Genomic DNA, 24,745 nt, shown 5'->3' on the forward strand with positions numbered 1-24,745 from the left:
TCCATCACGGTCGCTCAGTCGTCGGCCAGTACCACGCACGACTCCGGCGGCAGGTGCAGGACCCCGTCCGCCCCCGGGGCCTCCACCGGCTCCCAGGCCGCCAGCACCCGCCCGCCGGCCCGCCGGTGGCGGCCGGAGCCCAGCGGGATCGCGGCCGGCCCGTCCGCGAGGTTCACCGCGATCCGCAGATCGCCCCTGCGGTACGCCAGCCAGCGCGCGTCCTCGTCGAACGCCGTCTTCACCGAGGCCAGGTCGGGATCGTGCAGGTCGGGCAACGTGCGGCGCAGCGCGATCAGTTCGCGGTACCAGGCGAGCAGCCGTGCGTGCGGTTCGCGCCCGGGCTCGGACCAGTCGAGACAGGACCGGTCCCGGGTCGCGGGGTCCTGGGGGTCGGGGATCTCCTCCTGATCCCAGCCGTGCGCGCCGAACTCCCGCCGCCTGCCGTTGCGCACGGCCTCGGCCAGCTCCGGGTCCGTGTGGTCGGTGAAGAACTGCCAGGGGGTGCGCGCCCCCCACTCCTCGCCCATGAACAGCATCGGGGTGAAAGGGCCGGTCAGCACGAGTGCGGCGGCGCACGCCTGGAGGCCGGGGGGCAGGGAGGTGGCCAGCCGGTCGCCGAGCGCCCGGTTGCCGATCTGGTCGTGCGTCTGCGCGTAGCCGACGAAGCGGTGGGCCGGGGTGCGCGTCACGTCGACCGGGCGGCCGTGGGTGCGGCCCCGGAAACTGGAGAAGGTCCCGTTGTGGAAGAACCCGGACGTCACCGTCTTGGCGAGGGCGGAGAGCGGGGCGCGGGCGAAGTCGGCGTAGTAGCCCTGGGACTCGCCGGTGAGCGCGGTGTGCAGGGCGTGGTGGAAGTCGTCGTTCCACTGGGCGTGCAGCCCGAGGCCGCCGGCCGGACGCGGGGTCGTCGTGCGTGGATCGCAGAGGTCGGACTCGGCGATCAGCCCGAGCGGCCTGCCCACCTCGACGGCCAGCGCGTCGACCGCCGCCGACAGCTCCTCCAGGAAGGTGAGCGCCCGGGTGTCGGCGAGCGCGTGCACCGCGTCGAGCCGCAGCCCGTCGAGCCGGTAGTCGCGCAGCCAGGCCAGGGCGCTGCCCAGCAGGAACGCCCGCACCTCGTCGGAGCCCGGCGCGTCCAGGTTGACCGCCGCGCCCCACGGGGTGTGGTGGGTGTCGGTGAAGTACGGGCCGAAGGCGGGCAGGTGGTTCCCGGACGGGCCCAGGTGGTTGTGGACGACGTCCAGGATCACCCCGAGCCCCAGCCCGTGCGCCGTGTCGACAAAGCGCTTCAGCCCCTCGGGCCCGCCGTACGGCTCGTGCACCGCCCACAGCGAGACGCCCTCGTACCCCCAGCCGTTGACGCCCGGGAACGGGCAGACGGGCATCAGCGACACATGGGTGACGCCCAGCTCGGCCAGATGGCCCAGCCGTGCCGCCGCCGCGTCGAAGGTGCCCTCGGGGGTGTAGGTCCCCACATGCAGCTCGTACAGCACCGCCCGGTTCAGCCGCCGCCCCTCCCACGCCTCGCGCCAGGCGTACGCCTCCTGGTCGACGACCGCGCTCGGGCCGTCGGGCCCGTCCGGCTGACGCCGCGAACGGGGGTCCGGCAGCAGGGGCCCGTCGTCCACCCGGAATCCGTACCGGTCCCCGTCCGAGGCCTCAGCCCCGGCCGTCCACCACCCCTCGCGCCCCGCGTCGCGCTCCATCGCGCACCGGACGTCCGCCGCCTCCAGCACGACCGAGTCCGCCTCGGGGGCCCACACCTCGAACTGCATCCACCACTCCTCGTCCCTGGGCGGGGCGCGCGGCCGCCCGGGGGCGGGCTCCACGATCCACGCGACAGGCTCTGTTGCCGCCCGTCACCGGCGATTAAGGTCTGGTCCTGATCATTGCCCGGCGAGGTTCCCGCTCATACAGGTTCTGCTCACACGTACTGGTTCTGCTCATACGTACGGCTGCTGGAGGCCGCGATGACCCTGCCGATGTTCCCTCCCGGCTTCCTCTGGGGAGCCTCCGCCTCCGCCTTCCAGACCGAGGGGGCGGTGGACGCGGACGGCAAGGGCCCCTCCGGCTGGGACGCCTTCGCCGCGCTGCCCGGCCGGATCAAGGACGGCACCGACACCACCCGGGGCACCGGCTTCCACGCCCGCTACCGCGAGGACGTCGCCCTGCTGGCCGGGCTCGGCGCCGACGCCTTCCGGTTCTCCGTCAGCTGGCCCCGCGTGGTGCCCGGCGGCAGCGGAGCCGTCAACGCCGACGGGCTCGACTTCTACGACCGGCTCGTCGACGAGCTCTGCGCCCGCGGCATCACCCCCGCCCCGACCCTCTACCACTGGGACACCCCGCTCCCGCTGGAGGAGGCGGGCGGCTGGCTCGACCGGGACACCGCCTACCGCTTCGCCGAGTACGCGGGCATCGTCGCCGAACGCCTCGCCGACCGCGTCCCCATGTGGATCACGGTCAACGAGCCCGCCGAGGTCACGATGCTCGGCTACGCGCTGGGCGAGCACGCCCCCGGCCGCACCCTGCTCCTCGACGCCCTGCCCGCCGCCCACCACCAGCTCCTCGCCCACGGCCTCGCCGTCCGCGCCCTGCGCGCGGCGGGCGCGGACAACATCGGCGTCGCCCTCTCGCACGCCCCGGTCTGGACGGCCGGGGACACCGACGAGGACCGCTTCGGCGCGGAGCTGTACGACACGCTCACCAACTGGCTCTTCGCCGATCCGCTCCTCACCGGCCGCTACCCGGACGAGAACCTCGCCGCGCTGATGCCGGGCCCGGTCGCCGACGACCTCAAGGTCATCTCCACCCCGCTCGACTGGTACGGCGTGAACTACTACAACCCCACCCTCGTCGGAGCGCCCAGGCCGGAGGCGCTGGAGACCTTCTCCGGCTTCACGATGCCCGCCGAACTCCCCTTCGGCATACGGGAGATCGAGGGGTACGAGAAGACCGGCTTCGGCTGGCCCGTCGTCCCCGAGGGGCTGACCGAGATCGTCACCGCGCTCCACACCCGCTACGGCGACCGCCTTCCGCCGCTGTACATCACCGAGAACGGCTGCGCCCTGGAGGAACCCCACGCGGACGACCGTCGCATCGCCTACCTGGAGAGCCACCTGAGGGCCCTGCGCGCGGCGATGGACGCCGGGGCGGACGTACGCGGCTACTTCACCTGGTCGCTCACCGACAACGTGGAGTGGACTGAGGGCGCCTCGCAGCGGTTCGGCCTGGTCCACATCGACTACGAGACCCTGACCCGTACGCCCAAGCGCTCCTACGCCTGGTACCGCGACCTGATCCGCGCCCAGAAGACGCAGAGCACGGGGGAGACCCAGGTGGCCCAGAAGCGGAATCCGGCGCTCGAAAGGGCTTTCGCGACGCCACCCGAGTGATCGATACTTCCCGCCATGGTCGCTTCATGGTGGTCCCGGGCCCAACTGGGGATCTTCGTTCACTGGACACCCGCATCCGTTCCCGGCTGGGCCCCGCCCCACGTCCCCGTCGCCGAACTCCCGGCGGCGGGCCGGCGCGCGCCGCTGGGCTGGACCTCGTACGCGGAGTGGTACGAGAACGCGCTCCGCTTCCCCGGCTCCCCGGTCGCCGCCCACCACCGCGCCACCTACGGCACCCGCCCCTACACGGAGTTCGGCCGTGACTTCGAGGACGGGCTCGCCGGCTGGGACCCGGCCGCCTGGGCCCGCTCCTTCCGCGAGGCGGGGGCCGGCTACGCGGTCCTGGTCACCAAGCACCACGACGGGTTCTGCCTCTGGCCCTCGGAGACGAAGAACCCGCACCGCTCCGGCTGGCACACCACCCGGGACGTGGTGGGCGAGTTCGCCGAAGCCGTACGGGCCGAGGGCCTGCGCTTCGGCGTCTACTACTCCGGCGGGCTCGACTGGACCTTCGACGACCGGCCCATCGGCACCGCGGCCGACATGTTCTCCGCCGTGCCGCGCGGGAGCTACCCCGCCTACGCCGACGCGCAGCTGCGGGAGCTGATCCGCCGCTACCGGCCCGACATCCTCTGGAACGACATCGCCTGGCCCGCCTCCGCCGGCGAGATCCGCTCGCTGGTCGACTTCTACCGCTTCACCGTCCCGCACGGTGTCGTCAACGACCGCCTGCTGCCCTACGCCCCGCACTGGCGGGGCCTGAACCTGCCGGGAGCGAAGGCGCTGTACAACTGGTGGGACCGCCGGACGGTGGCGCAGGGCGAGGGCTTCGTCCCGCGCACACCGCCCGTCTTCGACTTCCGCACCCCGGAGTACGCCCGCTACGAGGGCTCCGACCCGTACGAGATCACCCGGGGCGTCGACCACAGCTTCGGCTACAACCGGGCTTCGGGGGCCGACGCCTTCATCGGCCGCGACGCCCTCACCTCACTGGTCCGCGACACGGCGGCCGACGGCGGGAACGTCCTGCTCAACGTGGGGCCGCGCGGCGAGGACGCGACGATCCCCGCCGAGCAGCGCCTCCGCCTGGAGTGGCTGGCCGAGGAGGCCGGGGCCCTCACGCCAGATGGACCCATTCCTGGCTGATCGGGTACCCGGCGCGGGCGAACGCGGCGGCCATCGGCACGTTGCCCCGGTCCGTCGCGGCCGCGACGAACTCGGCGCCCTGCTCGACGAGGAAGTGCGTGCACTCCACCAGCAGGTCGTAGCCGTAACCGTGCCCGCGCGCCTCGGGGACGACCCCGATGAAGCCGACGCAGGGCCCCGACGGGTTGTGCGCGGGCACCTGGATGCCCGCCACCTCGCCGTCCGGCGTGTACGCGAGCCGCAACCACTCCCTCGGCGAGGGGCACCAGTGGAAGAAGTCCAACTCCTCCTGGGCCGCCGCATCCAGACCCCCGGGGCCCTCGATGGCCTTGCGGGCGTGGGCGTCCAGCGTGGCCGAGTGGACCCGGCGCAGGACTTCGAGGACGACCTCGTCGTCCGGCTCCGGGCGGAAGGTGAGACGGCCCGTCCGCTCGGGCAGCGGGCAGCCGGGGGTCCACCGATAGCGGTAGCGCTCGACCAGCGGCTTCATACCGGCCGCCGTCGCGGCGGCGACCCGTGCCTCGACGGCGGCCCGCACCGCCGGGTCGTCCCGCCACCCGGCGGGTGCGATCACCTCGTACTCCTTGTCGAACGGGGCGCGGCGCAGGAGTTCGGCGCCCGCCTCCGCCTCCCCGTCCGCGAAGTCGAACCAGTTGAGCACGACGGGCTCGGTGTCGCCGGGCGCGCCCCACCAGGCGGCCCTGGCGATCACGGTGTTCTCGCGAAGCGCGACCCAGGACCAGTCGGGGCGGTACTCGCCGCCGTCGGCCGTCGAGGTGTACGCGTGGCCGAAGGCGGCCCGGCCGACGAAGGGGCTGTCCTGGAACGTGGTGAACAGTGCGGCGTCGCTCGGGGTGAGCGCGCGGATGACCAGATCGGTCATGAAGGTGTCCTCCGGGAAGGATTGCCGCGCTCCCGGTCAGACGAGGTCCGACACCGCCCGGCGGACGGGGCGGGAGCGCGAAAGTGACGTACTGCGGATGGTGGTGCGGCTGTTCCTGCGCACGTTTCTCGCCTCCTTCCACGACCGGTGCCGATGTCGGTGTCGACCGTAGCCGCCGCCGCGCCCGCCGTCCACCGGATATTCGGGGAGTGCCCGGGACGCGCCCTTTCCCACACCCCGCTCCCGGCGCTTGCGGAGCGCGGCCCGGCGTCTGTCAGGCGTTCACCGCCGCGCCTTCCTCCGCGTCCCAGACCATGTTGAACGCCCGCTCGAAGTTGACGTACCCGAGACGCTCGAAGGACTTCGCCATCGGTACGTTGCCGAGGTCGGTCGCCGCCCGGATCCGGTCCACGCCCTCGGCCGCCAGCACCCGGGTGCCCTCGGCGAGGAGGTCGTCGATGTACCCGTGGCCGCGCCGGGCGGGCAGCACTCCGATGTACGCGATGATCGGGTTGTAGTTGTTACGGGCCGGGATGACGAAGCCGACCGGTTCACCGGTGGGCAGTTCGGCGATCCGCCACCAGCCCATCGGGGTGGAGTACCCCGCCAGCTCCTCGTCGTACTGCTTCTCGGCCGCCTTGCGGACATCGAGCCCGGACGCCAGGTCCGCCTGCCCGTGGGCGTCGAGGGTGCCCTCCATCACCGGCGCCATCAGCGCGAGCAGGTCCTCCCGCCCGGTGACCGGACGGAACACCAGCCGGCCGGAGTCCTCGGGCACCGGCGTACCGGCCCGCCACTCCAGCCGCAGCCGCTCCACCAGCATCCGGGCCCCGGTCTCCTCCATCACCCGGATTCGCGCCTCGACGACGTCCCGGGCGACCGGGTCCTCGTGCCAGTCCGGCGGTACGAACCGCCCGTACTCGGGCCGCTCCGCACCGGCGGGCAGCACGGCCGCCGTCGCCGTCTCCAGCAGCCGGACGCCGATCGCGACGCGCTCCGGGACCGGCAGCGTGTCGTCCAGGTCGAAGAAGTCCAGCGCCAGCGGCTTGTTGCCCGCCGCGTCGGTCCACCAGGCCGCCCTGGCGACGACCCGCTCCCCGTCCAGGGCGACCCACATCCACTCCGGGACGCGGCGCCCGGTGGCGAGGTCGTCGGCCAGCTCATGGTCGAGAACGTACGAAAGGGCGCAGAACAGGTCGAGTTCATCGGGCCCGGACAGCGGACGGACCGTCAACCGGGGTGGAACAGAGGTCACAGAGTCTCCTCGTGGTGGATGAGCGGCAGACCCTAGCAAGGGGCCCCGCCGGGGAGCGGCGCAGGTCAGCGCGGGAGGAAACGCGGCCTCGTCTGGACACCCCGGGCCCCTCGGCCCGACAATCGTCAACGTGACGTCCTCCTTCGAGTTCCACACGAGTCCCGCGCGGCTGTCGGACGCCCAGCGCGACCGTGTCCTCGGCGTGCTCAGAGACGGTGCGGCACAGGGCAAGCTGTCGCACGACACCTTCATGCGGCGCATGGAGCTCGCCCTGGTCGCACGGCGCCCGGAGGAGCTGGCGGTCCTCACCGCCGACCTGGAGGCCGGCGGCAACTGGTCCCAGGGACTGGTCCGCGCGGTGGGCGGGATCTCCGCCTTCCCCGGGCGACTGCGCCGCGCCTGGCAGACCGAACGGCTCCCCAAGCTGCTGCTCCCCGCGCCCGGCCCGTATCCGCTGCTCATCGGCCGCGACCCGGCCAACGGACTGCGCCTCAACCACGAGACGGTCTCCCGGCTGCACGCCGAACTCTCCGCGCAGAACGGCCGTTGGGTGCTGCGCGACCTCGGCTCCACCAACGGCACCTGCGTCAACGGCCAGCGGCTCGTCGGCTCCATCCCGGTGCGGGACGGGGACCAGGTGAGCTTCGGCCGGATGAGCTTCCGTCTCACCGCCCCGGCCCTCCGCCCGCCCGAGCTTCCGCCGCCCGCGCCCCGGCCGTCCGCGCATCCGCCCGAACTGCCGCCGCCGCCCGGCCCCGCTCCTGGCCACCCGCCCGCCTGAGCCCTCCGCTCGGTGCCGCCGGTGCGGCCCGCGCCCGGCCGGCCCCTCCGGCCCGCCTTCACCGGCCCACCCCCTCCGCTCCACCCCCTCCGCCCCACCGCACTCTCACCCGAACGGCCGCACGCCGACTGCGGTGGGCCCCCGGCGGTGGTCCGCTGAGAGAGCGCGCGCCGACCGCTGGCGCACCGACTCCAGGGGGCGCGGGATGCCGGTCGACCGCCCCGACGCCCTGCCCGCCGCCCGGCGTCCCCACCGGCTGGCGGGCGGGCAGCCGGGCCTGCTGGCGCCGGGGGCCACGACGGACCCGTACCGGCTGCGCCTCTACCGCCTGCTGCGCACCGACTATCCCCTCGGCTACGACCCGGGGCTCGGCGCCTGGCTGCTGAGCCGGTACGCGGACGTGGCCCTGGCCCTCACCGACCCCCGGTTCACCGGCTACCCGCACGACGGGGCCCCGCGCGGCCGGGCCCCCGTGCCGCTCGGCCTCTGCCGGGGCAGCCTGGTCTGCGTCCCGCCGGCCGTGCCGTACCGCACCGCCGAACCCGCCGTCGAGCGGACCGCCTACGTCCTGGCCCGCCGGATCGCCGGGCGCGACCGGGCGGACCTGGTCGCCGACTTCTGCCGCTGGCTGCCCGCCGGCGCCGCCGCCGCGACGGCCGGGCTCTCGTACCCGGACCTGAGCACCCTGCCCCGGGGCGCCCCCCACCTGCGGGGCGGCGGGGGAGCCGGGGACTGCGCCGGGTCCACCGCGCTCCGTGAGCGCGCCCTCGCCTCGTTCTTCGCCAACATGCTCGACGACCCCGATCTGCTGGCCGCCGCGACGGCCGGCGAAGGGTCCGGGGCGCTGCTCGGGAGGGCCTGGGCCGAGACGCTGCGCCGTGATCCGCCCGTCCAGATCGTGCTGCGCCGCACCCGTACCGAGGTGGCCGTCAGCGGCGGCACGCTCCCCGCCGACGCGCCCGTCGCCTGCCTCATCGGCGCGGCGGGCCGCGACCCGGTCCGGTTCGGCGCGCCCGACCGCTTCGACCCGCTGCGCGCCGACGCCGACCCGCTGCTCATCGGCCCGGCCGGCTGCCCCGCGGCCCTCCTCGGCAGACTGGAGGCCGAACACGGCCTGCGCGCCCTGCTGACGGCGATGCCCGGCATCCGCTGGGCCGATGGCTTCCGCCCGGCGGCGGGCGGCCTGCTCACCCGAGGCCCGCGCACCCTCCTCGTACGCCCGTCCTGACGTACACGGCCCCTCAGTCCCGCACCCGCCGCAGCAGCGCCACCGGCCGCTCGGCGAACAGCTCGGCCGCCGCCACCGCACCGCCCGTGAACTCCCGGTCCGGCGAGGCCGACAACAGGTCCCGCCAGGCGCCCCCGTCCGGCAGCTCCAGCACCGTGTCCCGCCAGCCCCCGCCCTCGGCCAGCCGCAGCGACAGCCGGGTCACCGCCGTGATCACCTCGCCCGAACGGCAGAAGGACAGCAGATGCGGGGCGGCCGGGCCCCGGGCCGTCAGCGGCGCGTACGTCCCCGACTCCCCGAACACCTCCGGCAGTTCCCGCCGCAGCACCAGCGCGGCCGCCGTCAGTGCCTGCTTCTCGTCCGGGACCTCCGGCCGCCGGAACGGCCGCCGGTTGTCCGGGTCGACCAGGGCCAGGTACTCGCTCTCCGTGCCCTGGTAGAGGTCCGGCACCCCCGGCATCGTCAGATGCACCAGCGCCGCCCCCAGCACCTGGGCCCGCACATGCGGGGCGAGCGCGTCGGCGAACTCGGCGACCTGCGTCCGGGCCGCGCCCGCCGCGCTGCCCGGACCGGCGGCGACGAAGTCCGTCACCGCCCGCTCGTACACCGGATCCGGCTCCGTCCAGCTGGTGAACAGGCCCGCCTCCCGCACCGCCTTCAGCAACGCCGGCTCCAGCCGCGCGGACAGCTCATCGGCCGGCAGCTCCGCGCAGCCGTACGCCGACTGCCAGGCCGACCAGGCCAGTTGAGGATCCGGGGCCGCTACACCGGTCACCGCCGTCAGCTCCGCCACCAGTGCGGCCCACCGCTCCGGGCACTGGGACAGCACCGCGATCCGGGCCCGCACGTCCGCGCTGCGCTTGGTGTCGTGCGTGGTCAGGACCGTGCCGGTGGTGGGCCGGTCGCGGGCGATCCGGGCCGCGAAGGCGTGGAACTCCTCCGGCGACACCGCGGGCCGGCCCGGGTCCCCGCCCACCTCGGTGGCCGAGATCAGCGGGACGTACCGGTAGAACGCCGTGTCCTCCACCGACTTGGCGTGCAGCGCGGACGCGGTCTGCGCGAACCGGGCGCAGAACGCCGCCTGTTCCTCCCCGTCGCCGAGCCGCCCGAGCGCGAGATCCCGTACGACGTCCACGGCCGTCGCCTCCTCCGGGACGGAGAACACCGCCTTCGCGTCCCGTGCCGCCCGGTCGGTCAGCGTCTCCTCGGCGATCCGCGTCGGCGGTTCGCCCGCCGTGACGTACGGGCGGTAGACCGGAATCCGCACCAGCAGCTCGCGGACCGCCGTCTCCAGCGCCCAGGGCGCGTGGTCGCGCAGCGCGGGATCCCGGCCGCAGACCCCGGCCGCGAGCCGGGTCAGCCACGCGGTCTCGGCGGCCAGCTCATGCGTCACCACCCGGTACGCGGCCCGGCGCACCGTTGCCGTCCAGTCGCCGCCCCGGTCGGCGGGCGGGCCCGCGAACTCCCGGTAGCGGCCGAGCAGCTCCGCCGCGCCGGACGGGTCGGTGAACAGCCCGTCGATCCGGTGCAGCGCGTCGTATCCGGTGGTGCCCGCAACCGCCCAGTCCGCCGGGAGGCGCTCGTCGCCGGTGAGGATCTTCTCCACCACCGTCCAGCGGCCGCCGGTGGCTCCGTTCAGCCGCTCCAGATAGGCGGCGGGCGCGGCGAGGCCGTCGGGATGGTCGATGCGCAGCCCGTCCAGCACCCCGTCGCGGAGCAGTTCGAGGACCTTGGCGTGGGTGGCGTCGAAGACCTCCGGGTGCTCGACGCGGACCCCGATCAGCTCCGACACAGTGAAGAACCGCCGGTAGTTCAGCTCGGTGCGGGCCAGGCGCCACCAGCCGAGCCGGTAGTGCTGGGCGTCCAGCAGCTCCGGCAGCGGGAGCTCCGCCGTGCCGGCGCGGAGCGGGAACTCCAGGTCGTGGTAGCGCAGCACCTCCCCGTCCGCGGCGAGGTGCCCCAGCTCCTGGCCGAGCGGTCCGGCGAGCACCGGGAGCAGCACCCGGTTCCCGCCGGCCGCCCAGTCGATGTCGAACCAGCGTGCGGACGGGGAGGTGGGGCCCTCGCGCAGCACGTCCCACAGCCGGCGGTTGTACCGGGGCGCGGCCGCCATGTGGTTGGGCACGATGTCCAGGACCAGGCCGAGCCCGTGCTCCCGGGCGGTCGAGGCGAGCGAGCGCAGCCCCTCCTCGCCGCCCAGCTCGGCCCGGACCCGGCTGTGGTCGACCACGTCGTAGCCGTGCGGGGAGCCGGGGACCGCCTCCAGGACGGGCGACAGGTGGAGGTGCGAGACGCCGAGCGCGGCGAGGTACGGCACGGCCTTCTCGGCGGCGGCGAACGGGAAGTCGGGCTGGAGCTGAAGCCGGTACGTGGCGGTGGGCGTCATGGACTCCTACGTACCCCGCCCGGGGCGATCCGTGTCACCCCGGGCGGAACACTCACTCCAGGTGCTTCTCCCGGCCCACCCCTCAGGCGGGCCGCTTCAGCACGGTCAGGCTGCGCCCGATCAGCGTGACCCGTTCGCCCTCGGCGACCTTGGGCCCCGCCCCCGGCTCCACCCCGTCCGGCCGTGCCGTGTCGACGACGACCTGCCACTGCTCCCCGTGGCCGACCGGGACGGCGAACTCCAGCGTCTCGGCGCTCGCGTTGAACATCAGCAGGAACGAGTCGTCGGAGATCCGCTCGCCGCGCGGCCCCGGCTCCGAGATCGCGTGCCCGTTCAGGAACACGGTCATCGCCTTGGCATGGGCCGCCTGCCAGTCCTGCTGCGTCATCTCCTCGCCCTCCGGGGTGAACCAGGCGATGTCGGAGAGCTCGTCGTGGGTGCCTTCCACCGGCCGTCCGTGGAAGAAGCGTCGCCGCCGGAAGACGGGGTGGTCGCGGCGCAGCCACACCATGGCCCGGGTGAACTCCAGCAGCGTCGAGGCGGGGGCGTCCGCCTTCTCGTCCGGGTCGGGCCAGTGCACCCAGGCCAGCTCGTTGTCCTGGCAGTAGGCGTTGTTGTTGCCGTTCTGCGTACGGGCGAACTCGTCGCCGTGGCTCAGCATCGGCACGCCCTGCGAGAGCATCAGCGTGGCGATGAAGTTCCGCATCTGGCGGGCCCGCAGCTCCAGGACCTCCGGATCGTCGGTCTCGCCCTCGGCGCCGCAGTTCCAGGACCGGTTGTGGCTCTCGCCGTCCCGGTTGTCCTCCCCGTTGGCGTCGTTGCGCTTGTCGTTGTACGAGACGAGGTCGTGCAGGGTGAAACCGTCGTGGCAGGTGGTGAAGTTGATCGAGGCGAGCGGGCGGCGGCCGTCGTCCTGGTAGAGGTCGGAGGAGCCGGTGAGCCGCCCGGCGAACTCCGCCAGGGTGCGCGGCTCGCCCCGCCACAGATCGCGGACCGTGTCGCGGTACTTGCCGTTCCACTCGGTCCACAGCGGAGGGAAGTTGCCCACCTGGTAGCCGCCTTCGCCGACGTCCCACGGCTCGGCGATCAGCTTCACCTGGCTGACGACCGGGTCCTGCTGCACCAGGTCGAAGAACGAGGAGAGCCGGTCCACCTCGTGGAACTGCCGGGCGAGCGTCGCCGCGAGGTCGAAGCGGAAGCCGTCCACATGCATCTCGGTCACCCAGTACCGCAGCGAGTCCATGATCATCTGGAGGACGTGCGGGGACCGCATGAGCAGGGAGTTCCCGGTGCCCGTGGTGTCCATGTAGTAGCGCTGGTCGTCGGTGAGCCGGTAGTAGGAGGCGTTGTCGAGACCGCGGAAGGAGAGCGTGGGACCGAGGTGGTTGCCCTCGGCCGTGTGGTTGTAGACCACGTCGAGGATGACCTCGATGCCCGCCTGGTGGAGCGCCTTCACCGCCTGCTTGAACTCCAGCACCTGTTCGCCGCGGTCGCCCCAGGAGGCGTACGTGTTGTGCGGGGCGAAGAAGCCGATGGTGTTGTAGCCCCAGTAGTTGGCGAGCCCCATGTCCGACAGCCGGTGGTCCTGCACGAACTGGTGAACGGGCATCAGCTCGATGGCGGTGACGCCCAGTTCGGTCAGATGGGCGATCACCTCCGGGTGCGCGAGCCCCGCGTACGTGCCACGCAGCTCGGACGGGAGGCCCGGGTGCAGCATCGTCAGGCCCTTCACATGGGCCTCGTAGATCACCGTGCGGTGGTAGTCCGTCCGGGGGCGGCGGTCGTCGCCCCAGTCGAAGTACGGGTTGACCACCACCGAGCTCATGGTGTGCGGGGCCGAGTCGAGGTCGTTGCGGGCGTCCGGCCTGCCGAACGGATAGCCGTACACCTCCTCGCCCCACTCGATCTTTCCGGCCACCGCGCGGGCGTACGGGTCCAGCAGCAGTTTCGCGGAGTTGCACCGCTGCCCGCGCTGGGGTTCGTAGGGGCCGTGCACCCGGAAGCCGTACCGCTGACCCGGCATCACCCCGGGCAGATAGGCGTGGCGTACGAAGGCGTCGGTCTCGCGGAGCTCCACCGCCGTCTCCGAACCGTCGTCGTGCAACAGGCACAACTCGATCCGGTGGGCGGCCTCGGAGAAGACCGCGAAGTTGGTGCCGGCGCCGTCGTACGTGGCGCCGAGGGGGTAAGCGTGTCCCGGCCAGACCTGCATGATGAAGACTCTTCCACTTCTGATCCGGCTGCGGTGGTTCTTCTCGGTCCGATACTTCCCGAAAACGGGGCGCTCACCTAGGACGTCGCCCGGTGCGGCCGGGTCCCGTCGCCCCGCCCGGGCCGCACCGGTCAACTTCGGACACTCCCGTGCCGCCCCGGACGTGCTTCCGGGCCCCGTCACCCGGCGGGCGTCCGGTTCCCGCCCCGGGGCAGGGGGCCTAATCACTATGAATCAGCTCACTCCACCCGATCTCGCCACAAGGAACAAGCCTTACGCGCACGGGAGTTGAGAAAGTCGCCTGCGCATCGGGCTGCGTCGGATCGTGCTCCCGGAGTACCCTTCCTTGATCGTTGGGTGGGGGAGTGGAAGGCGGTACGCGGGTGAGCTCGGGAGGGTTCGAGCTGCCCCCAGGTGACGCAGGTCACGAGGGGGAATCGACCGATGCCCCGCCCGGGGCGGTGTCCCTCGCGCAGCCCATGGAGATCGGCGCCGAGCTGGACTGGGGCTCCGAGGCCTGGAACGAGGTGCGCACCCGCGCCCAGCGGGCCGGACGCGCCTATATCTGGCTGAATCTGGTCGAACAGCGGCTCCGGGCCGTCGTCGCCGCCGTGCTCCGGCCGATCTACGAGCCGGTGCACGGCGAGGAATGGGTGGTGGCCGCGGCCGGGCCGGCCGGGCAGGAGTGGGTGCAGCGCGCCGTCGCCGTGCGCGAGGTCTCGCGCCGCAAGGGCTATCTGCTGGACCCGGCCGACGACAACGTCCTCAGCTTCCTGACGTTGCCGCAGCTGCGGGAGCTGATGGTCCAGCACTGGCCCTGTTTCGAGCCGTACTTCGACGACCGGCGCGACGTCGAGCTGGCCCTGGACGAGCTGGAGGTCGCGCGCAACGTCGTCTCCCGCAACCGCGCGCTGAACGAGGCGGTCCTCGCCCAGGCGGAGCGCGCCTCCGCCCGGCTCCTGGACATCCTCGGCAGCGGGGCGGGGGTGCCATCGGCGGACCGGCTGCCGGTGGACGCGGTGGAGGAGCTGGTCGGCGACCGGTACGCGGACGTGGTTTCCGTCCACCCCGACCGGGTCCGGCTCCAGCGCCAGCTGCCCGCCGAGGACCTGTTCGGCGGGGCGCGGCGGCTGGACGCCATCGGCATAGGGCTCAACCTGCTCGTGCAGAACTTCTCCGGCCGCCGGCTCGTCCGGCTCGCCGAATCGGGCTGCCGGGTCCGGCTGCTGTTCATCAACCCGGCCAGCAGCGCGGTGCGCCGCCGGGAGCGGGAACTCGGCCTCAAGAAGGGCGAGCTGAGCCGTTCGGTGGAGATGAACATCCTGCACATGCGCCGGGTGCGCTCCAAGCTCCGCGACCCGGGCGCGTTCGAGATCCAGGTCTTCGACGAGACCCCGCGCTTCACCGCCTACCTGGTGGACGGCGACGGACCGGACGCCGTGGGCGTCGTCCAGCCCTATCTGCGGCGGGCCCGGGGCATGGAGGCGCCCGTGCTGGTGCTGCGCGGCGGGGGCCGGCGCACGGTGGTGCGGGCCGGCCAGGACAGCGAGCACGGCCTCTTCGAGACGTACCGCGAGGAGTTCGAGTCGGTCTGGACGGACTCCCGGCCGGTCTCCTGACGGTCCCGGCGGCTCTCCTTCCGGCGGGCCGTGCGCCGCGGACCTCCCCGGGGCTCTGTCAGTGGCCCGTGCGAAGGTGTTCAGCACATGGGGGAGCGCACCACGAAGGAGGAATCGGGATGAGCTGGCACCGGGGAACACTGGTCGGCTTCGACCTGGAGACGACGGGGACCGACGTCGAGAACGACCGGATCGTCACCGCCGCACTGGTCCGGCTGGACGCGGACGGGGCGATCGCCGAGCAGCGGACCTGGCTGCTCGACCCGGGGGTGGCGATACCCGAACAGGCGTCCGCGATCCACGGAATCGGCACCGACCACGCCCGCAAGCACGGGGCGCGGGCCGTCCTGGCGGTCGAGGAGATCGCCCACGCGGTCGCCGATGTGCTCCGCTCCGGCGTCCCGCTGGTGGTGATGAACGCGCGCTACGACCTCTCGCTGCTGGACCGCGAATGCCGCAGGCACGGGCTGCCGTCGGTCGACGAGCGGGTCGGCGGCGCGCCCTCGCCCGTCATCGACCCGCTGGTGATCGACAAGCACGTCGACAAGTACCGCAAGGGCAAGCGGGCCCTCCAGGCGCTGTGCGACCACTACGGGGTCACGCTCGACGGAGCCCACGAGGCGAGCGCCGACGCGGTGGCCGCCGTGCGCGTGGTGCGCCGGATGGGAGAGCGGCACCGGCCCGTCGGCACCCTGCCGCCCGCCGAACTGCACGCCCTTCAGATCCGGGCGGCCGCCGAGCAGTCGGCGTCCCTCCAGGCCTATCTGCGCCGCTCGGACCCGGCGGCCGTGGTCGAGGCGTCCTGGCCGGTGATCCCGCGCAGCCGCTGAGCCGGGCGGCGGAAGGGCCCGGGGCGGTTCGCGGCGGAAGCGCACATGGCCGGTGCCGTCGGCAGGACGCGGAGCGCGGCCCCGACGGACCGCTCAGAGCTTGCCGAAGACCACTCCGCGCCAGGTCCAGCCCGCTTCGAGAGTGGTGTTCCGCAGGGGGTCCGTCAGCTGCGCGCTGTCGAAGCTGAAGGACTCGGTCGCTTCGAGGCGACCGCTCTCCCCCCGTTTGAGGGTGTACCGGCGCGAGACGGTCCTGCCCCCGCCGCGCGCGTACTCCGCCGAGGTCCGGAGCCGCGGCGGATTCCCGACCCGGGTGACTTCCCAACTCTCCTCGACTGCGCGCACCTCGGGGACGTCCTCGGCCAGCCGCATCCGGATCCGGATGGCGTGCGTCAACTGGGACCCGATGAAGAAGGTCTGCCACGCGGGCTCGGCGATCCGCCACTCCGCCACCAGATCGGCGCCGTGCGCCGCGCCGTCGCCGATGACGTACGGGACGTCCGCCCGGTTGAGACCGAGCAGGGCCGTGCGCAACTCCTCGGCCGATCGTGGCGCCGTCCCCGCCTCGGGGCGCCTGGTGCCGGTCAGCATGTCGAAGAATCCCATGGGGTCAACCTATGCCGGGCCGTTCAGAAGGGATACCAGCGGACCTCGGGATCCCCCTCGCGCAGCGAGGCGACCCGGCGGCGGAATTCGGCGAGCGCCTTCGGGTTGGCCGGGGCGTGCTGGGAGACCCAGGCGCAGCTGGCCGTCTCCCTCGCGCCGCGGAGCACCGCGCACCCCTCCCACTCCCGGACGTCCCAGCCGTACGCGGAGGTGAAGGCGTCGTAGGCCGCGGGGTCGAGGCCGTAGCGGTCGCGGGAGAGGGCGAGGACGACCAGGTCGTGTTCGCGCAGATCGGCGGAGAACGTCTCCAGATCGACCAGGACCGGGCCGTCGGGCCCGACGTGGACGTTGCGCGGGAGCGCGTCGCCGTGGATCGGCCCCGGCGGCAGATGCGGGACGAGCGCGGCGGCGGCGGCCTCGAAGCCGTCGCGGCGCTCGCGGAGGTAGTCGGCGTCCGCCGGGTCGATCGCTGCTCCCGCCAGGCTCAGCCAGCGCTCCACGCCGCCCAGCAGCTCGCGGCGCGGCAGGGTGAAGTCCGCCGGTGCGGGCAGCGCGTGCACCAGGGAGAGCAGCGGTGCGAGGTCGCGCGGCTCGGCGGGGCGTACGGGGTCGGGAAGCCGGTGCCACAGCGTCACGGGGTGGCCCTCGACCATGCGGGGCCCGCGCTCGGCGGCGCGGACGGCCGGGACACCGGACGCGGCGAGCCAGTCGGCGAGGGCCACCTCCCGCTCGGCCCGCTCGCGCAGCTCGGGGTGGCCGGTGGCGTCCCGGCCCACCTTGAGCACCAGGTCGCCGACGGTGAAGACCGCGTTCTCGCCCAGCGCGAGCAGTTCCGCCGGGCCGGGGAAACCGGCGGCCGTCAGCACCTCGCGCGCTCGCATCTCGTCCATGGGTGCGATTTTGCATCCCCGCAGGCCACCTTGACGAACCGATGACCCGTCAGCACGATGACGGAGGCCTCCCGGGCAGCCGGAACGGGACGAAGTCCATCTCAGGCGCATCAGGGAGATACGGGGCAAAGGGGTCTACTTCGTGACATCGGTGACCGCGGCGAAGCGGCCCGGACCGGACGGCCCGCACAGCGGGCACAACGGACGGGACGGGCAGGGCGGGCGGGGCGGACGCGCGGGGGGCACCGGGCGTCCGGGCCGTCCGGAACGCAGGGCGTTCGGGGACCGGGCCGCCTGGTTCCTGGTGCTGCCCGCGCTCATCCCGATCCTGATCCTCAGCGTCGGACCGCTCCTCTACGGCATCGCGCTCGCCTTCACCGACGCGCAGTCCGGCCGCACCCGCTCCACCCAGTGGATCGGCACCCTGAACTTCCAGGACCTGCTGCACGACACCCTGTTCTGGGACTCGTTCCGGATCGGCCTGATCTGGGCCGTGGGCGTCACCGTCCCGCAGTTCCTGCTGGCCCTCGGCCTCGCCCTGCTGCTCAACCAGAACCTGCGGATGCGCTGGCTGGCCCGGGCGCTGGCGATCATCCCCTGGGCGATGCCCGAGGTCGTCGTCGGCATCATGTGGCGGCTCGTCTACAACCCGGACGCCGGCATCCTCAACGAGACCATCCGGGACCTCGGACTCGGCGACGGCCGGGACTGGCTGACCGGACTCGCCACCGCACTGCCCGCCGTGATCCTCGTCGGCATCTGGGCGGGCATGCCGCAGACCACCGTGGCCCTGCTCGCCGGACTCCAGAACACCCCGCGCGAACTCCACGAGGCGGCGGCCCTGGACGGAGCGGGCGCGTGGCGCCGTTTCCGTCACGTCACCTGGCCCGCCCTGAAACCGATCGCGCTCGCGATCTCCGCACTCAACCTGATCTGGAACTTCAACTCCTTCGCCCTGGTCTACGTCCTGACCAGCGGCGGACCCGGCGGCCGGACCCGGCTGCCGATGCTCTTCGCCTACGAGGAGGCCTTCCGCTACGGGCAGTTCGGCTACGCCGCGGCGATGGGCTGTGTGATGGTCGCGGTGATCTCCGTGCTCCTCGCCTTCTACCTCGTCGGCCGGCTCAGGGGAGGCGAGGACCGATGAAGCGAGGACCGCTGGTGGGACGAGGGCCGCTGCTGGGGCGAGGGCCGGCGAGGCGCGAATCGACGGGGCTGCGCACCGGCAGGCCCGCGCGGGCCGCTCAGTACCTGGCCCTTCTGGCGTATCTGGTCTTCCTCGCGTTCCCGTTCGTGTGGCTGATCTCGACCGCCTTCAAGCCCGCCCGCGAACTGGGATCGCTGCACCCCACCTGGATCCCCGAGCAGCCCACCCTGGACAACTTCCGGCAGGCCTTCGACGAGCAGCCGCTGCTCCAGGCCGCGGCCAACTCCCTGATCGCCGCCGTCGGCGCCGCCGTGATCGCCGTCGTGATCGCCACCCCGATGGCCTATGTGATGGCCCGCCACCGGGGCCGCCTCGCCACCGCCGCTACCGGCTGGGTGGTGGTCAGCCAGGCGTTCCCGTTCGTCCTGGTGATCATTCCGCTCTTCCTGGTCCTGAAGAACCTGCACCTGATCAACACCCTGTGGGGGCTGATCATGGTCTACGTCGTCTGGTCGCTGCCCTTCGCGCTGTGGATGCTCGCCGGCTACGTACGGGCCGTGCCGGCCGAGCTGGAGGAGGCCGCCGCCGTCGACGGGGCGGGCCGGGTGCGGACGCTCGTCTCGGTCGTGGCCCCGCTGCTCGCCCCCGGGATCGTCGCCACCGCGCTGTTCGCGTTCATCACCGCATGGAACGAGTTCTTCTTCGCGCTCGTCCTGCTCAAGACCCCGGAGAAGCAGACCTTGCCGGTCGTCCTCACCCACTTCCTCGGCGCGGAGGGCGTGGCCGACCTCGGTCCGCTCGCCGCGGCCGCCTTCCTCGCCACGCTCCCCTCCCTCGTCCTGTTCGCCCTCATCCAGCGGCGGATCACCGGCGGGATGACGGCCGGGGCGGTGAAGAGCTGATGCGCGGCGCGATCCGGCGGGCGGCGACCGCCGTCGCCGTACTGGCCCTGCTGCTCACCGGCTGCTCCGGCGACGGCGACGACGGGCGGGACGCGGACGGCACGATCCGTCTCCGGTTCCAGTCGCTGGCCTGGCAGAAGGAGTCCGTCGACGCCAACGAGCAACTGGTGAAGGAGTGGAACGCGGCCCACCCCGACGTCCAGGTGGACTACGTCCAGGGCAGCTGGGACAGCGTCCACGACCAACTGCTCACCTCCTTCGAGGGCGGCGAGGCCCCCGACGTCATCCACGACGCGTCCGACGACCTGGCCGACTTCGCGTACGGGGGCTACCTCGCCGACCTGAGCCCCCTCCTCCCCGGCCGGCTCAGGGCCGACATCCCCGAACAGTCCTGGCGCACCACCACGTTCGGCGAGGGCGTGTACGGGGTGCCCTTCCTCCAGGAACCCCGGGTGCTGATCGCCAACACGAAGCTGCTGAAGGCCTCGGGCGCGCGCATCCCGACCCCGGAGCGCCCCTGGAGCTGGGAGGAGTTCCGACAGGTCACCGACGCGTTGACGGGCAAGGGGCGGTACGGGGTCGCCTGGCCGCTGAAGGAGCCGGTCTCCGTCACCCTCAACCTGGGCCTGTCGGGCGGCGGACAGCTCTTCCACCGCGACGACGACGGCAAGGCGGTCCTGCGCTTCGAACCGGGCGACGGCGTGGTGACCGGCACCATCCGCGACCAGGTCAACACCGACGGCAGCGCGGCCCGCAGCGCGCTGGGCATGGGCGGGTCGGACGCGCTGCCCGGGTTCTTCGGCGGCAAGTACGCGATGCTCCCGCTCGGATTCTCCTACCGCCAGCAGATCATCCAGCAGGCCCCCGAGGGGTTCGACTGGACGGTTCTGCCGATGCCCGCGGGCGAGGGCGGCGCGGTCCAGGGCGTGAGCCCGCAGACGCTGTCGGTCGCCGAGGAGAGCCCGCACAAGAAGGAGGCCGTCGCGTTCATCGACTTCCTGCTGCGCCCCCCGAACATGGTGCGCCTCGCCCGGGGCGACTGGATGCTGCCCACCGGTACGGAGGCCTTGACCGACCCGTCGCTGCGTGAGACCGAGCACGGCTGGGCCGTCGGCACCGCGCTCGCACGGGGGCTGCGGCCGGCGCCCGCCCAGTCGGTGCGCGGCTACCCCGAGTGGAAGGACAAGGTGGCGACCCCCGCGCTCCAGGAGTACTACAGCGGCGCGATCGACACCGACGAACTGCGGAAACGGCTGGTGGAGGACGGGAACCGGGTGCTGGCCCGCTACCAACGCTGATCCTTACCCGGAAAGAGGTTGCACGAGACGTCTCGTCTCGTCTACGGTGAGCGGCATGACGGAATCCCCGCGTGCCCACATCGCCATGTTCTCCATCGCCGCCCACGGACATGTGAACCCGAGCCTCGACGTCATCCGCGAACTCGTCGACCGTGGACACCGCGTCAGTTACGCCGTCCCGGCCTCCTTCGCCGAGAAGGTCGCCGCCACCGGCGCCCGGCCGGTGATCTACACCTCGACCCTGCCGACCGACGACGACCCCGAAGCCTGGGGCACCGAGCTGATCGACAACATCGAACCCTTCCTCGACGACGCGATCCAGGCGCTCCCGCAGCTCGCCGAGGCCTTCGCGGGGGACGAGCCCGATCTCGTCCTGCACGACATCACCTCCTATCCCGCCCGGGTCCTCGCCCACCGCTGGGGCGTCCCCGCCGTCTCCCTCTGGCCCAACCTGGTCCCCTGGGAGGGGTACGAGGAGGAGGTCGGCGAGCCGATGACCGCCGAGCTGAAGCAGACCGAGCGCGGCAAGGCGTACTACGCGCGCTTCGACGACTGGCTCGCCGGGAACGGCCTCGGCCATGTCTCCAGCGACGACTTTGTCGCCCGCCCGCGCCTCGGTCTCGTCCTGATCCCCGAGGCGCTCCAGCCGAACGCGGACCGGGTGAACCGCGAGATGTACACCTTCGTCGGGGCCTGTCAGGGCGACCGCGCGGACCAGGGGGAGTGGGCCCGCCCGGCCGGGGCGGAGCAGGTGCTGCTGGTGTCGCTGGGCTCCTCCTTCACCAAGCAGCCCGCCTTCTACCGGGAGTGCGTCGAAGCCTTCGGCGGGCGGCCCGGCTGGCACGTGGTGCTCCAGATCGGCGCGCACGTCGACCCCGCCGAACTCGGGGACGTACCGGGCAATGTGGAGGTGCGCACCTGGGTTCCGCAGCTGTCCGTCCTCAAGCAGGCCGACGCCTTCATCACCCACGCCGGCGCCGGCGGGAGTCAGGAGGGGCTCGCCACCGCCACCCCGATGGTCGCCGTCCCTCAGGCCGTCGACCAGTTCGGCAACGCGGACATGCTCCAGTCGCTGGGCGTGGCCCGGCACCTCCCGATGGAGGAGGCCGACGCCGCGAGCCTGCGCGAGGCGGTCCTCGCTCTGGTGGACGACCCCGAAGTGGCCGCCCGGTGCGGGCGGCTGAGCGAGCAGATGGCGCGGGAGGGCGGCACCCCCAGGGCCGCCGACCTCATCGAGGCCGAACTGTCGCGCTGAGCGGAATCGCCTGACTGCTATCCGGACGTTCTCCGTCCCGCCCCGAGTGCCGCGCGCAGCGGTTTCCCGGGGCGGGACGTTCGTGTTTCGGCTCTGTGAACCCTCTGCCGCGACGGGTCCGGTCGGCGCATCTGCACGCACGCCCTCGCGATTTCACACCGGGGGCGGGGTGTTCACCCCCCTCGCGCACTCCTTCACCGATCTTCACGGGTCTTCACGCGTGGTCACTCCGGCCCCACGGGCCCCGGCGGCGCCCCGGCGACGGCTGGACAGTTGGCTTCCGGCGCTGCAAGTACCGCTCTGAGCAGGCGGTATGCGAGGAGCGGTGCTCTCGTGGGGCGGCTCGCGACCGGTCGATCCGGGCGGGCCGGACGCCCGGCGGCCCTCCGCGGACGTTGTGACCAGCCATGGCCGATTTCTTATTAAGAAACCTTGTTGAACAAGTCACACCCTCATGAAGGCCTTGATCTGTGCTCGTCAATCGGTCAGGGTTTCGAGCCAGCCCCCGGAGATCTTCCGGCCGAGGGCCAATCCCCCCACAGAGTTTGACGAGGAGACCCCTCTTCATGGCCAAGCACCAGCGCACCCGTCGCATCAAGCTGACCGCCGCGATCACCGCAGTGGCGGCCGCCGCCGGAGTCACCCTTCTCGGTACCTCGTACGCGGGAGCCGCACCGGCTCCCATGGGCACGGTCTACGGTGCTGACGCCGCGACCGCGGTGTCCGGCAGCTACATCGTGATGCTGGACGAGAAGAAGGCCGACAAGTCCAAGCTCGCCGAGGAGTACGGCGGCAAGCTCAAGCGCAACTACTCCTCCAGCATCAACGGCTTCTCCGCCAGCGGCCTTTCGGAGACCGAGGCCAAGCGCCTCGCCGCCGACCCGGCCGTCTCCAAGGTGGTGCAGAACAAGAAGTTCAGCATCGACGCCACCCAGGACAACCCGCCGTCGTGGGGTCTGGACCGGATCGACCAGACCGAGACCGCGGGCGACAGCGCCTACACCTACCCGGACGCCGGCGGCGAGGGCGTCACCGCGTACGTCATCGACACCGGTGTCCGCGTCACCCACGAGGACTTCGAGGGCCGGGCCACCTCCGGCTTCGACGCCGTCGACAACGACGACGACGCCGACGACGGCAACGGGCACGGCACCCACGTGGCGGGCACCATAGCCGGGGCCGCCCACGGCGTCGCCAAGAAGGCGAACATCGTGGCCGTCCGCGTCCTGGACGACAACGGCTCGGGCACCACCGAGCAGGTCATCGCCGGGATCGACTGGGTCGCCGAGAACGCCACCGGCCCGTCCGTCGCCAACATGAGCCTCGGCGGCGGGGCCGACCCGGCCCTCGACGAGGCCGTCCAGAAGGCCATCGCCGCGGGCATCACCTTCGGCGTGGCCGCCGGCAACGAGTCCAGCGACGCCGGCCAGGGCTCGCCCTCCCGCGTCCCCGAGGCGATCACCGTCGCCTCGTCCACGGAGGCCGACGAGCAGTCGGACTTCTCCAACTACGGTCCGGTCGTGGACATCTACGCCCCGGGCTCGGACATCACGTCCACCTGGAACGACAGCGACTCCGGCACCAACACCATCTCCGGTACGTCCATGGCCACCCCGCACGTCGTCGGCGCGGCCGCCGTCTACCTGGCGGGCAACCCGGACGCGACCCCGGAGGCCGTCGCCACGGCGCTCACCGAGGGAGCCACCCCGGACGCCATCAGCAACGCCACCGAGGGCACGGCCAACAAGCTCCTCAAGGTCGTCGAGTAGTACCCCGGTTCCGGCCGGACGCCGGGCGGCGGTGGTCACCCACCCCCGCCGCCCGGCCCCCGCGCACAGCAGCCGCCGCGCTCTCCCCCACGGGGCGCGGCGGCTGCGCCGTTCCGGGCCCGCTCCACGGTCGGGCCCGCGACAGCCCTTAGGGTGGGTGGCCATGACGACGATGTACGCGGCGCTGCTGCGGGGGATCAACGTGAGCGGCAGCAAGAGGGTCCCGATGCCCGAACTGCGCACTGTGCTCACCGAACTGGGACACACCGCCATCGCCACCTATCTGCAGAGCGGCAACGCCGTCTTCCGGAGCGACAGCGACGACGAGGACGCGTTGGCCGCCGCCCTGGAACAGGCCCTGCGCCGGCAGTTCGGCTTCGACGTCGACTGCCTCGTCCGCGACGCCGGCTATCTCGCCGCCGTCGCCGAAGCCTGCCCCTTCCCCGCCGCCGAGCTGGAGGGCAAGCAGCTTCACGTCACCTACTTCGACCGGCCCGTGGACGCGGACCGCTTCGCGGACCTGGAAGCGGGGGACTTCCTGCCGGAGGAGTTCCGGCTCGGCGACCGCTGCCTGTACCTGTACGCCCCCGACGGGCTCGGCCGCTCCAAGCTGGCGGTCGCGCTGGGACGCCCCCGCCACCTCAAGGGCCTCACCGCCACCAGCCGCAACTGGAACACCGTGGCGAAACTCGTGGAGATGACCCATGCCTGAGACGTCGCCCGCCGTGGCCGCAGCGATCGAGGGCGAGCTACGGCTGCTGGACCCGGTGGTACGGGCCTCCGCCGAGCTCCTCGCCTCGCTGCTGCACCCCGAGTTCCGGGAGATCGGCACCAGTGGCCGGCTCTGGACCCGGGAGGCGATCATCGCCTCGCTCACCGCGGACGACGCCGCGAGCCCCGGTCCGCTCACGGCCTCCCGGATGCGGGGGGCGCAGCTCGCCGCCGACCTGGTGCACCTCACCTTCGACACGGAGTCCAGGGGCGTCCACTCGCACCGCAGCTCCCTGTGGCGGCTGACCCCGGAGGGCTGGCGGCTCTACTTCCACCAGGGGACCCCGTTCGACGACGATGCCTTCGGCGACCCGTTCGCCGGCCCCCTCGCCGAGGCCTGAGCCGACCGGGGAGGCCGGACGCGCCGGTGGGCCG

Annotated in this window: 19 protein-coding genes and 1 pseudogene; 13 read left to right on the top strand and 7 right to left on the bottom strand. The window is 72.8% G+C overall.

All coding sequences use genetic code 11. The features are described from left to right. Positions 1–14: 14 nt before the first annotated feature. On the bottom strand, positions 15–1,775 hold the full coding sequence (gene treZ / locus IE272_RS15395; protein ID WP_190007093.1) for a malto-oligosyltrehalose trehalohydrolase: 1,761 nt from the start codon (positions 1,773–1,775) through the stop codon (positions 15–17). A gap of 195 nt (positions 1,776–1,970) precedes the next feature. Here treZ and IE272_RS15400 point away from each other — a divergent pair, with 195 nt between their 5' ends. Continuing rightward, on the top strand, positions 1,971–3,392 hold the full coding sequence (locus tag IE272_RS15400; RefSeq protein ID WP_190007094.1) for a GH1 family beta-glucosidase: 1,422 nt from the start codon (positions 1,971–1,973) through the stop codon (positions 3,390–3,392). A 15-nt stretch (positions 3,393–3,407) separates the two neighbouring features. Continuing rightward, on the top strand, positions 3,408–4,538 hold the full coding sequence (locus tag IE272_RS15405) for an alpha-L-fucosidase (RefSeq protein WP_056698327.1): 1,131 nt from the start codon (positions 3,408–3,410) through the stop codon (positions 4,536–4,538). On the opposite strand, the gene IE272_RS15410 is transcribed toward IE272_RS15405, so the two are convergent. Further along, positions 4,510–5,421: a GNAT family N-acetyltransferase gene (locus tag IE272_RS15410; RefSeq protein WP_050357204.1), complete on the bottom strand. Its 912-nt coding sequence runs from the start codon at positions 5,419–5,421 to the stop codon at positions 4,510–4,512. The genes IE272_RS15405 and IE272_RS15410 overlap by 29 nt on opposite strands. Positions 5,422–5,695: 274 nt before the next feature. Beyond that, a complete protein-coding gene (locus tag IE272_RS15415) occupies positions 5,696–6,676 on the bottom strand; it encodes a GNAT family N-acetyltransferase (protein WP_373304175.1) in 981 nt (326 codons plus the stop codon). A 130-nt stretch (positions 6,677–6,806) separates the two neighbouring features. Between IE272_RS15415 and IE272_RS15420 the strand changes: the two genes are divergently transcribed. Together IE272_RS15420 and IE272_RS15425 are read left to right on the top strand one after the other, a co-directional pair. Further along, positions 6,807–7,457 carry a DUF1707 and FHA domain-containing protein gene (locus IE272_RS15420; RefSeq protein WP_079044294.1) on the top strand — a complete coding sequence of 217 codons (651 nt, stop codon included), beginning with the start codon at positions 6,807–6,809 and terminating at the stop codon, positions 7,455–7,457. Positions 7,458–7,662: 205 nt separating this feature from the next. Next, the gene (locus IE272_RS15425) at positions 7,663–8,685 is read left to right on the top strand and encodes a cytochrome P450 (protein WP_190007095.1); all 1,023 of its coding nucleotides are present in this window, start codon (positions 7,663–7,665) and stop codon (positions 8,683–8,685) included. Positions 8,686–8,698: 13 nt separating this feature from the next. Here the strand turns inward: IE272_RS15425 and treY are convergent, their stop codons facing one another. Both treY and glgX read right to left on the bottom strand, forming a co-directional pair. After that, positions 8,699–11,071 (bottom strand): malto-oligosyltrehalose synthase, encoded by a 2,373-nt coding sequence (gene treY, locus IE272_RS15430; protein ID WP_050357211.1) that lies wholly within the window; start codon positions 11,069–11,071, stop codon positions 8,699–8,701. Positions 11,072–11,153: 82 nt separating this feature from the next. Beyond that, positions 11,154–13,283, bottom strand: coding sequence for a glycogen debranching protein GlgX (gene glgX, locus IE272_RS15435; protein ID WP_190007096.1), 2,130 nt, complete (start codon positions 13,281–13,283; stop codon positions 11,154–11,156). A 383-nt stretch (positions 13,284–13,666) separates the two neighbouring features. Between glgX and IE272_RS15440 the strand changes: the two genes are divergently transcribed. Then, entirely contained in the window at positions 13,667–14,902 is a 1,236-nt protein-coding gene (locus IE272_RS15440; protein ID WP_032790987.1) for a DUF5919 domain-containing protein, read from the top strand. Positions 14,903–15,021: 119 nt separating this feature from the next. Next, positions 15,022–15,732, top strand: coding sequence for a 3'-5' exonuclease (locus tag IE272_RS15445; protein ID WP_056698306.1), 711 nt, complete (start codon positions 15,022–15,024; stop codon positions 15,730–15,732). Between the two features lie 93 nt (positions 15,733–15,825). Here the strand turns inward: IE272_RS15445 and IE272_RS15450 are convergent, their stop codons facing one another. Together IE272_RS15450 and IE272_RS15455 are read right to left on the bottom strand one after the other, a co-directional pair. After that, positions 15,826–16,338, bottom strand: coding sequence for a hypothetical protein (locus IE272_RS15450; protein ID WP_056698301.1), 513 nt, complete (start codon positions 16,336–16,338; stop codon positions 15,826–15,828). Between the two features lie 23 nt (positions 16,339–16,361). Further along, positions 16,362–17,228 carry a phosphotransferase enzyme family protein gene (locus IE272_RS15455; RefSeq protein WP_050357215.1) on the bottom strand — a complete coding sequence of 289 codons (867 nt, stop codon included), beginning with the start codon at positions 17,226–17,228 and terminating at the stop codon, positions 16,362–16,364. A gap of 142 nt (positions 17,229–17,370) precedes the next feature. Here IE272_RS15455 and IE272_RS15460 point away from each other — a divergent pair, with 142 nt between their 5' ends. The 7 genes and pseudogenes from IE272_RS15460 (at position 17,371) to IE272_RS15490 (ending at position 24,711) form a co-directional block, all read left to right on the top strand. Further along, positions 17,371–18,375 (top strand): carbohydrate ABC transporter permease, encoded by a 1,005-nt coding sequence (locus tag IE272_RS15460; RefSeq protein ID WP_190007097.1) that lies wholly within the window; start codon positions 17,371–17,373, stop codon positions 18,373–18,375. After that, positions 18,372–19,277 (top strand): carbohydrate ABC transporter permease, encoded by a 906-nt coding sequence (locus IE272_RS15465; protein WP_229897320.1) that lies wholly within the window; start codon positions 18,372–18,374, stop codon positions 19,275–19,277. Before IE272_RS15460 ends, IE272_RS15465 begins: the two co-directional genes overlap by 4 nt. Continuing rightward, positions 19,277–20,575, top strand: a complete 1,299-nt coding sequence (locus IE272_RS15470; protein ID WP_190007098.1) for an ABC transporter substrate-binding protein — start codon at positions 19,277–19,279, stop codon at positions 20,573–20,575. Before IE272_RS15465 ends, IE272_RS15470 begins: the two co-directional genes overlap by 1 nt. Positions 20,576–20,593: 18 nt before the next feature. Then, a pseudogene (gene mgt / locus IE272_RS15475) lies at positions 20,594–21,830 on the top strand (macrolide-inactivating glycosyltransferase). Between the two features lie 566 nt (positions 21,831–22,396). Continuing rightward, positions 22,397–23,599, top strand: a complete 1,203-nt coding sequence (locus IE272_RS15480; protein WP_007448975.1) for a S8 family peptidase — start codon at positions 22,397–22,399, stop codon at positions 23,597–23,599. A 163-nt stretch (positions 23,600–23,762) separates the two neighbouring features. Further along, complete coding sequence (locus IE272_RS15485) at positions 23,763–24,311, top strand: DUF1697 domain-containing protein (RefSeq protein ID WP_056698292.1); 549 nt, start codon at positions 23,763–23,765, stop codon at positions 24,309–24,311. Next, entirely contained in the window at positions 24,304–24,711 is a 408-nt protein-coding gene (locus IE272_RS15490) for a nuclear transport factor 2 family protein (protein WP_050357221.1), read from the top strand. The genes IE272_RS15485 and IE272_RS15490 overlap by 8 nt, the downstream gene beginning before the upstream one ends. The last annotated feature ends 34 nt before the right edge of the window (positions 24,712–24,745 follow it).

It is taken from the genome of Streptomyces anulatus (assembly GCF_014650675.1).
Classification (GTDB): Bacteria; Actinomycetota; Actinomycetes; order Streptomycetales; family Streptomycetaceae; genus Streptomyces; species Streptomyces anulatus.

Coding starts and splice junctions, on each gene's coding strand:
- treZ (WP_190007093.1), bottom strand. CDS start 1,775: ATGCAGTTCGAGGTGTGGGCCCCCGAGGCGGACTCGGTCGTGCTGGAG.
- IE272_RS15400 (WP_190007094.1), top strand. CDS start 1,971: ATGACCCTGCCGATGTTCCCTCCCGGCTTCCTCTGGGGAGCCTCCGCC.
- IE272_RS15405 (WP_056698327.1), top strand. CDS start 3,408: ATGGTCGCTTCATGGTGGTCCCGGGCCCAACTGGGGATCTTCGTTCAC.
- IE272_RS15410 (WP_050357204.1), bottom strand. CDS start 5,421: ATGACCGATCTGGTCATCCGCGCGCTCACCCCGAGCGACGCCGCACTG.
- IE272_RS15425 (WP_190007095.1), top strand. CDS start 7,663: ATGCCGGTCGACCGCCCCGACGCCCTGCCCGCCGCCCGGCGTCCCCAC.
- treY (WP_050357211.1), bottom strand. CDS start 11,071: ATGACGCCCACCGCCACGTACCGGCTTCAGCTCCAGCCCGACTTCCCG.
- glgX (WP_190007096.1), bottom strand. CDS start 13,283: ATGCAGGTCTGGCCGGGACACGCTTACCCCCTCGGCGCCACGTACGAC.
- IE272_RS15445 (WP_056698306.1), top strand. CDS start 15,022: ATGAGCTGGCACCGGGGAACACTGGTCGGCTTCGACCTGGAGACGACG.
- IE272_RS15450 (WP_056698301.1), bottom strand. CDS start 16,338: ATGGGATTCTTCGACATGCTGACCGGCACCAGGCGCCCCGAGGCGGGG.
- IE272_RS15455 (WP_050357215.1), bottom strand. CDS start 17,228: ATGGACGAGATGCGAGCGCGCGAGGTGCTGACGGCCGCCGGTTTCCCC.
- IE272_RS15465 (WP_229897320.1), top strand. CDS start 18,372: ATGAAGCGAGGACCGCTGGTGGGACGAGGGCCGCTGCTGGGGCGAGGG.
- IE272_RS15470 (WP_190007098.1), top strand. CDS start 19,277: ATGCGCGGCGCGATCCGGCGGGCGGCGACCGCCGTCGCCGTACTGGCC.
- IE272_RS15480 (WP_007448975.1), top strand. CDS start 22,397: ATGGCCAAGCACCAGCGCACCCGTCGCATCAAGCTGACCGCCGCGATC.
- IE272_RS15485 (WP_056698292.1), top strand. CDS start 23,763: ATGACGACGATGTACGCGGCGCTGCTGCGGGGGATCAACGTGAGCGGC.
- IE272_RS15490 (WP_050357221.1), top strand. CDS start 24,304: ATGCCTGAGACGTCGCCCGCCGTGGCCGCAGCGATCGAGGGCGAGCTA.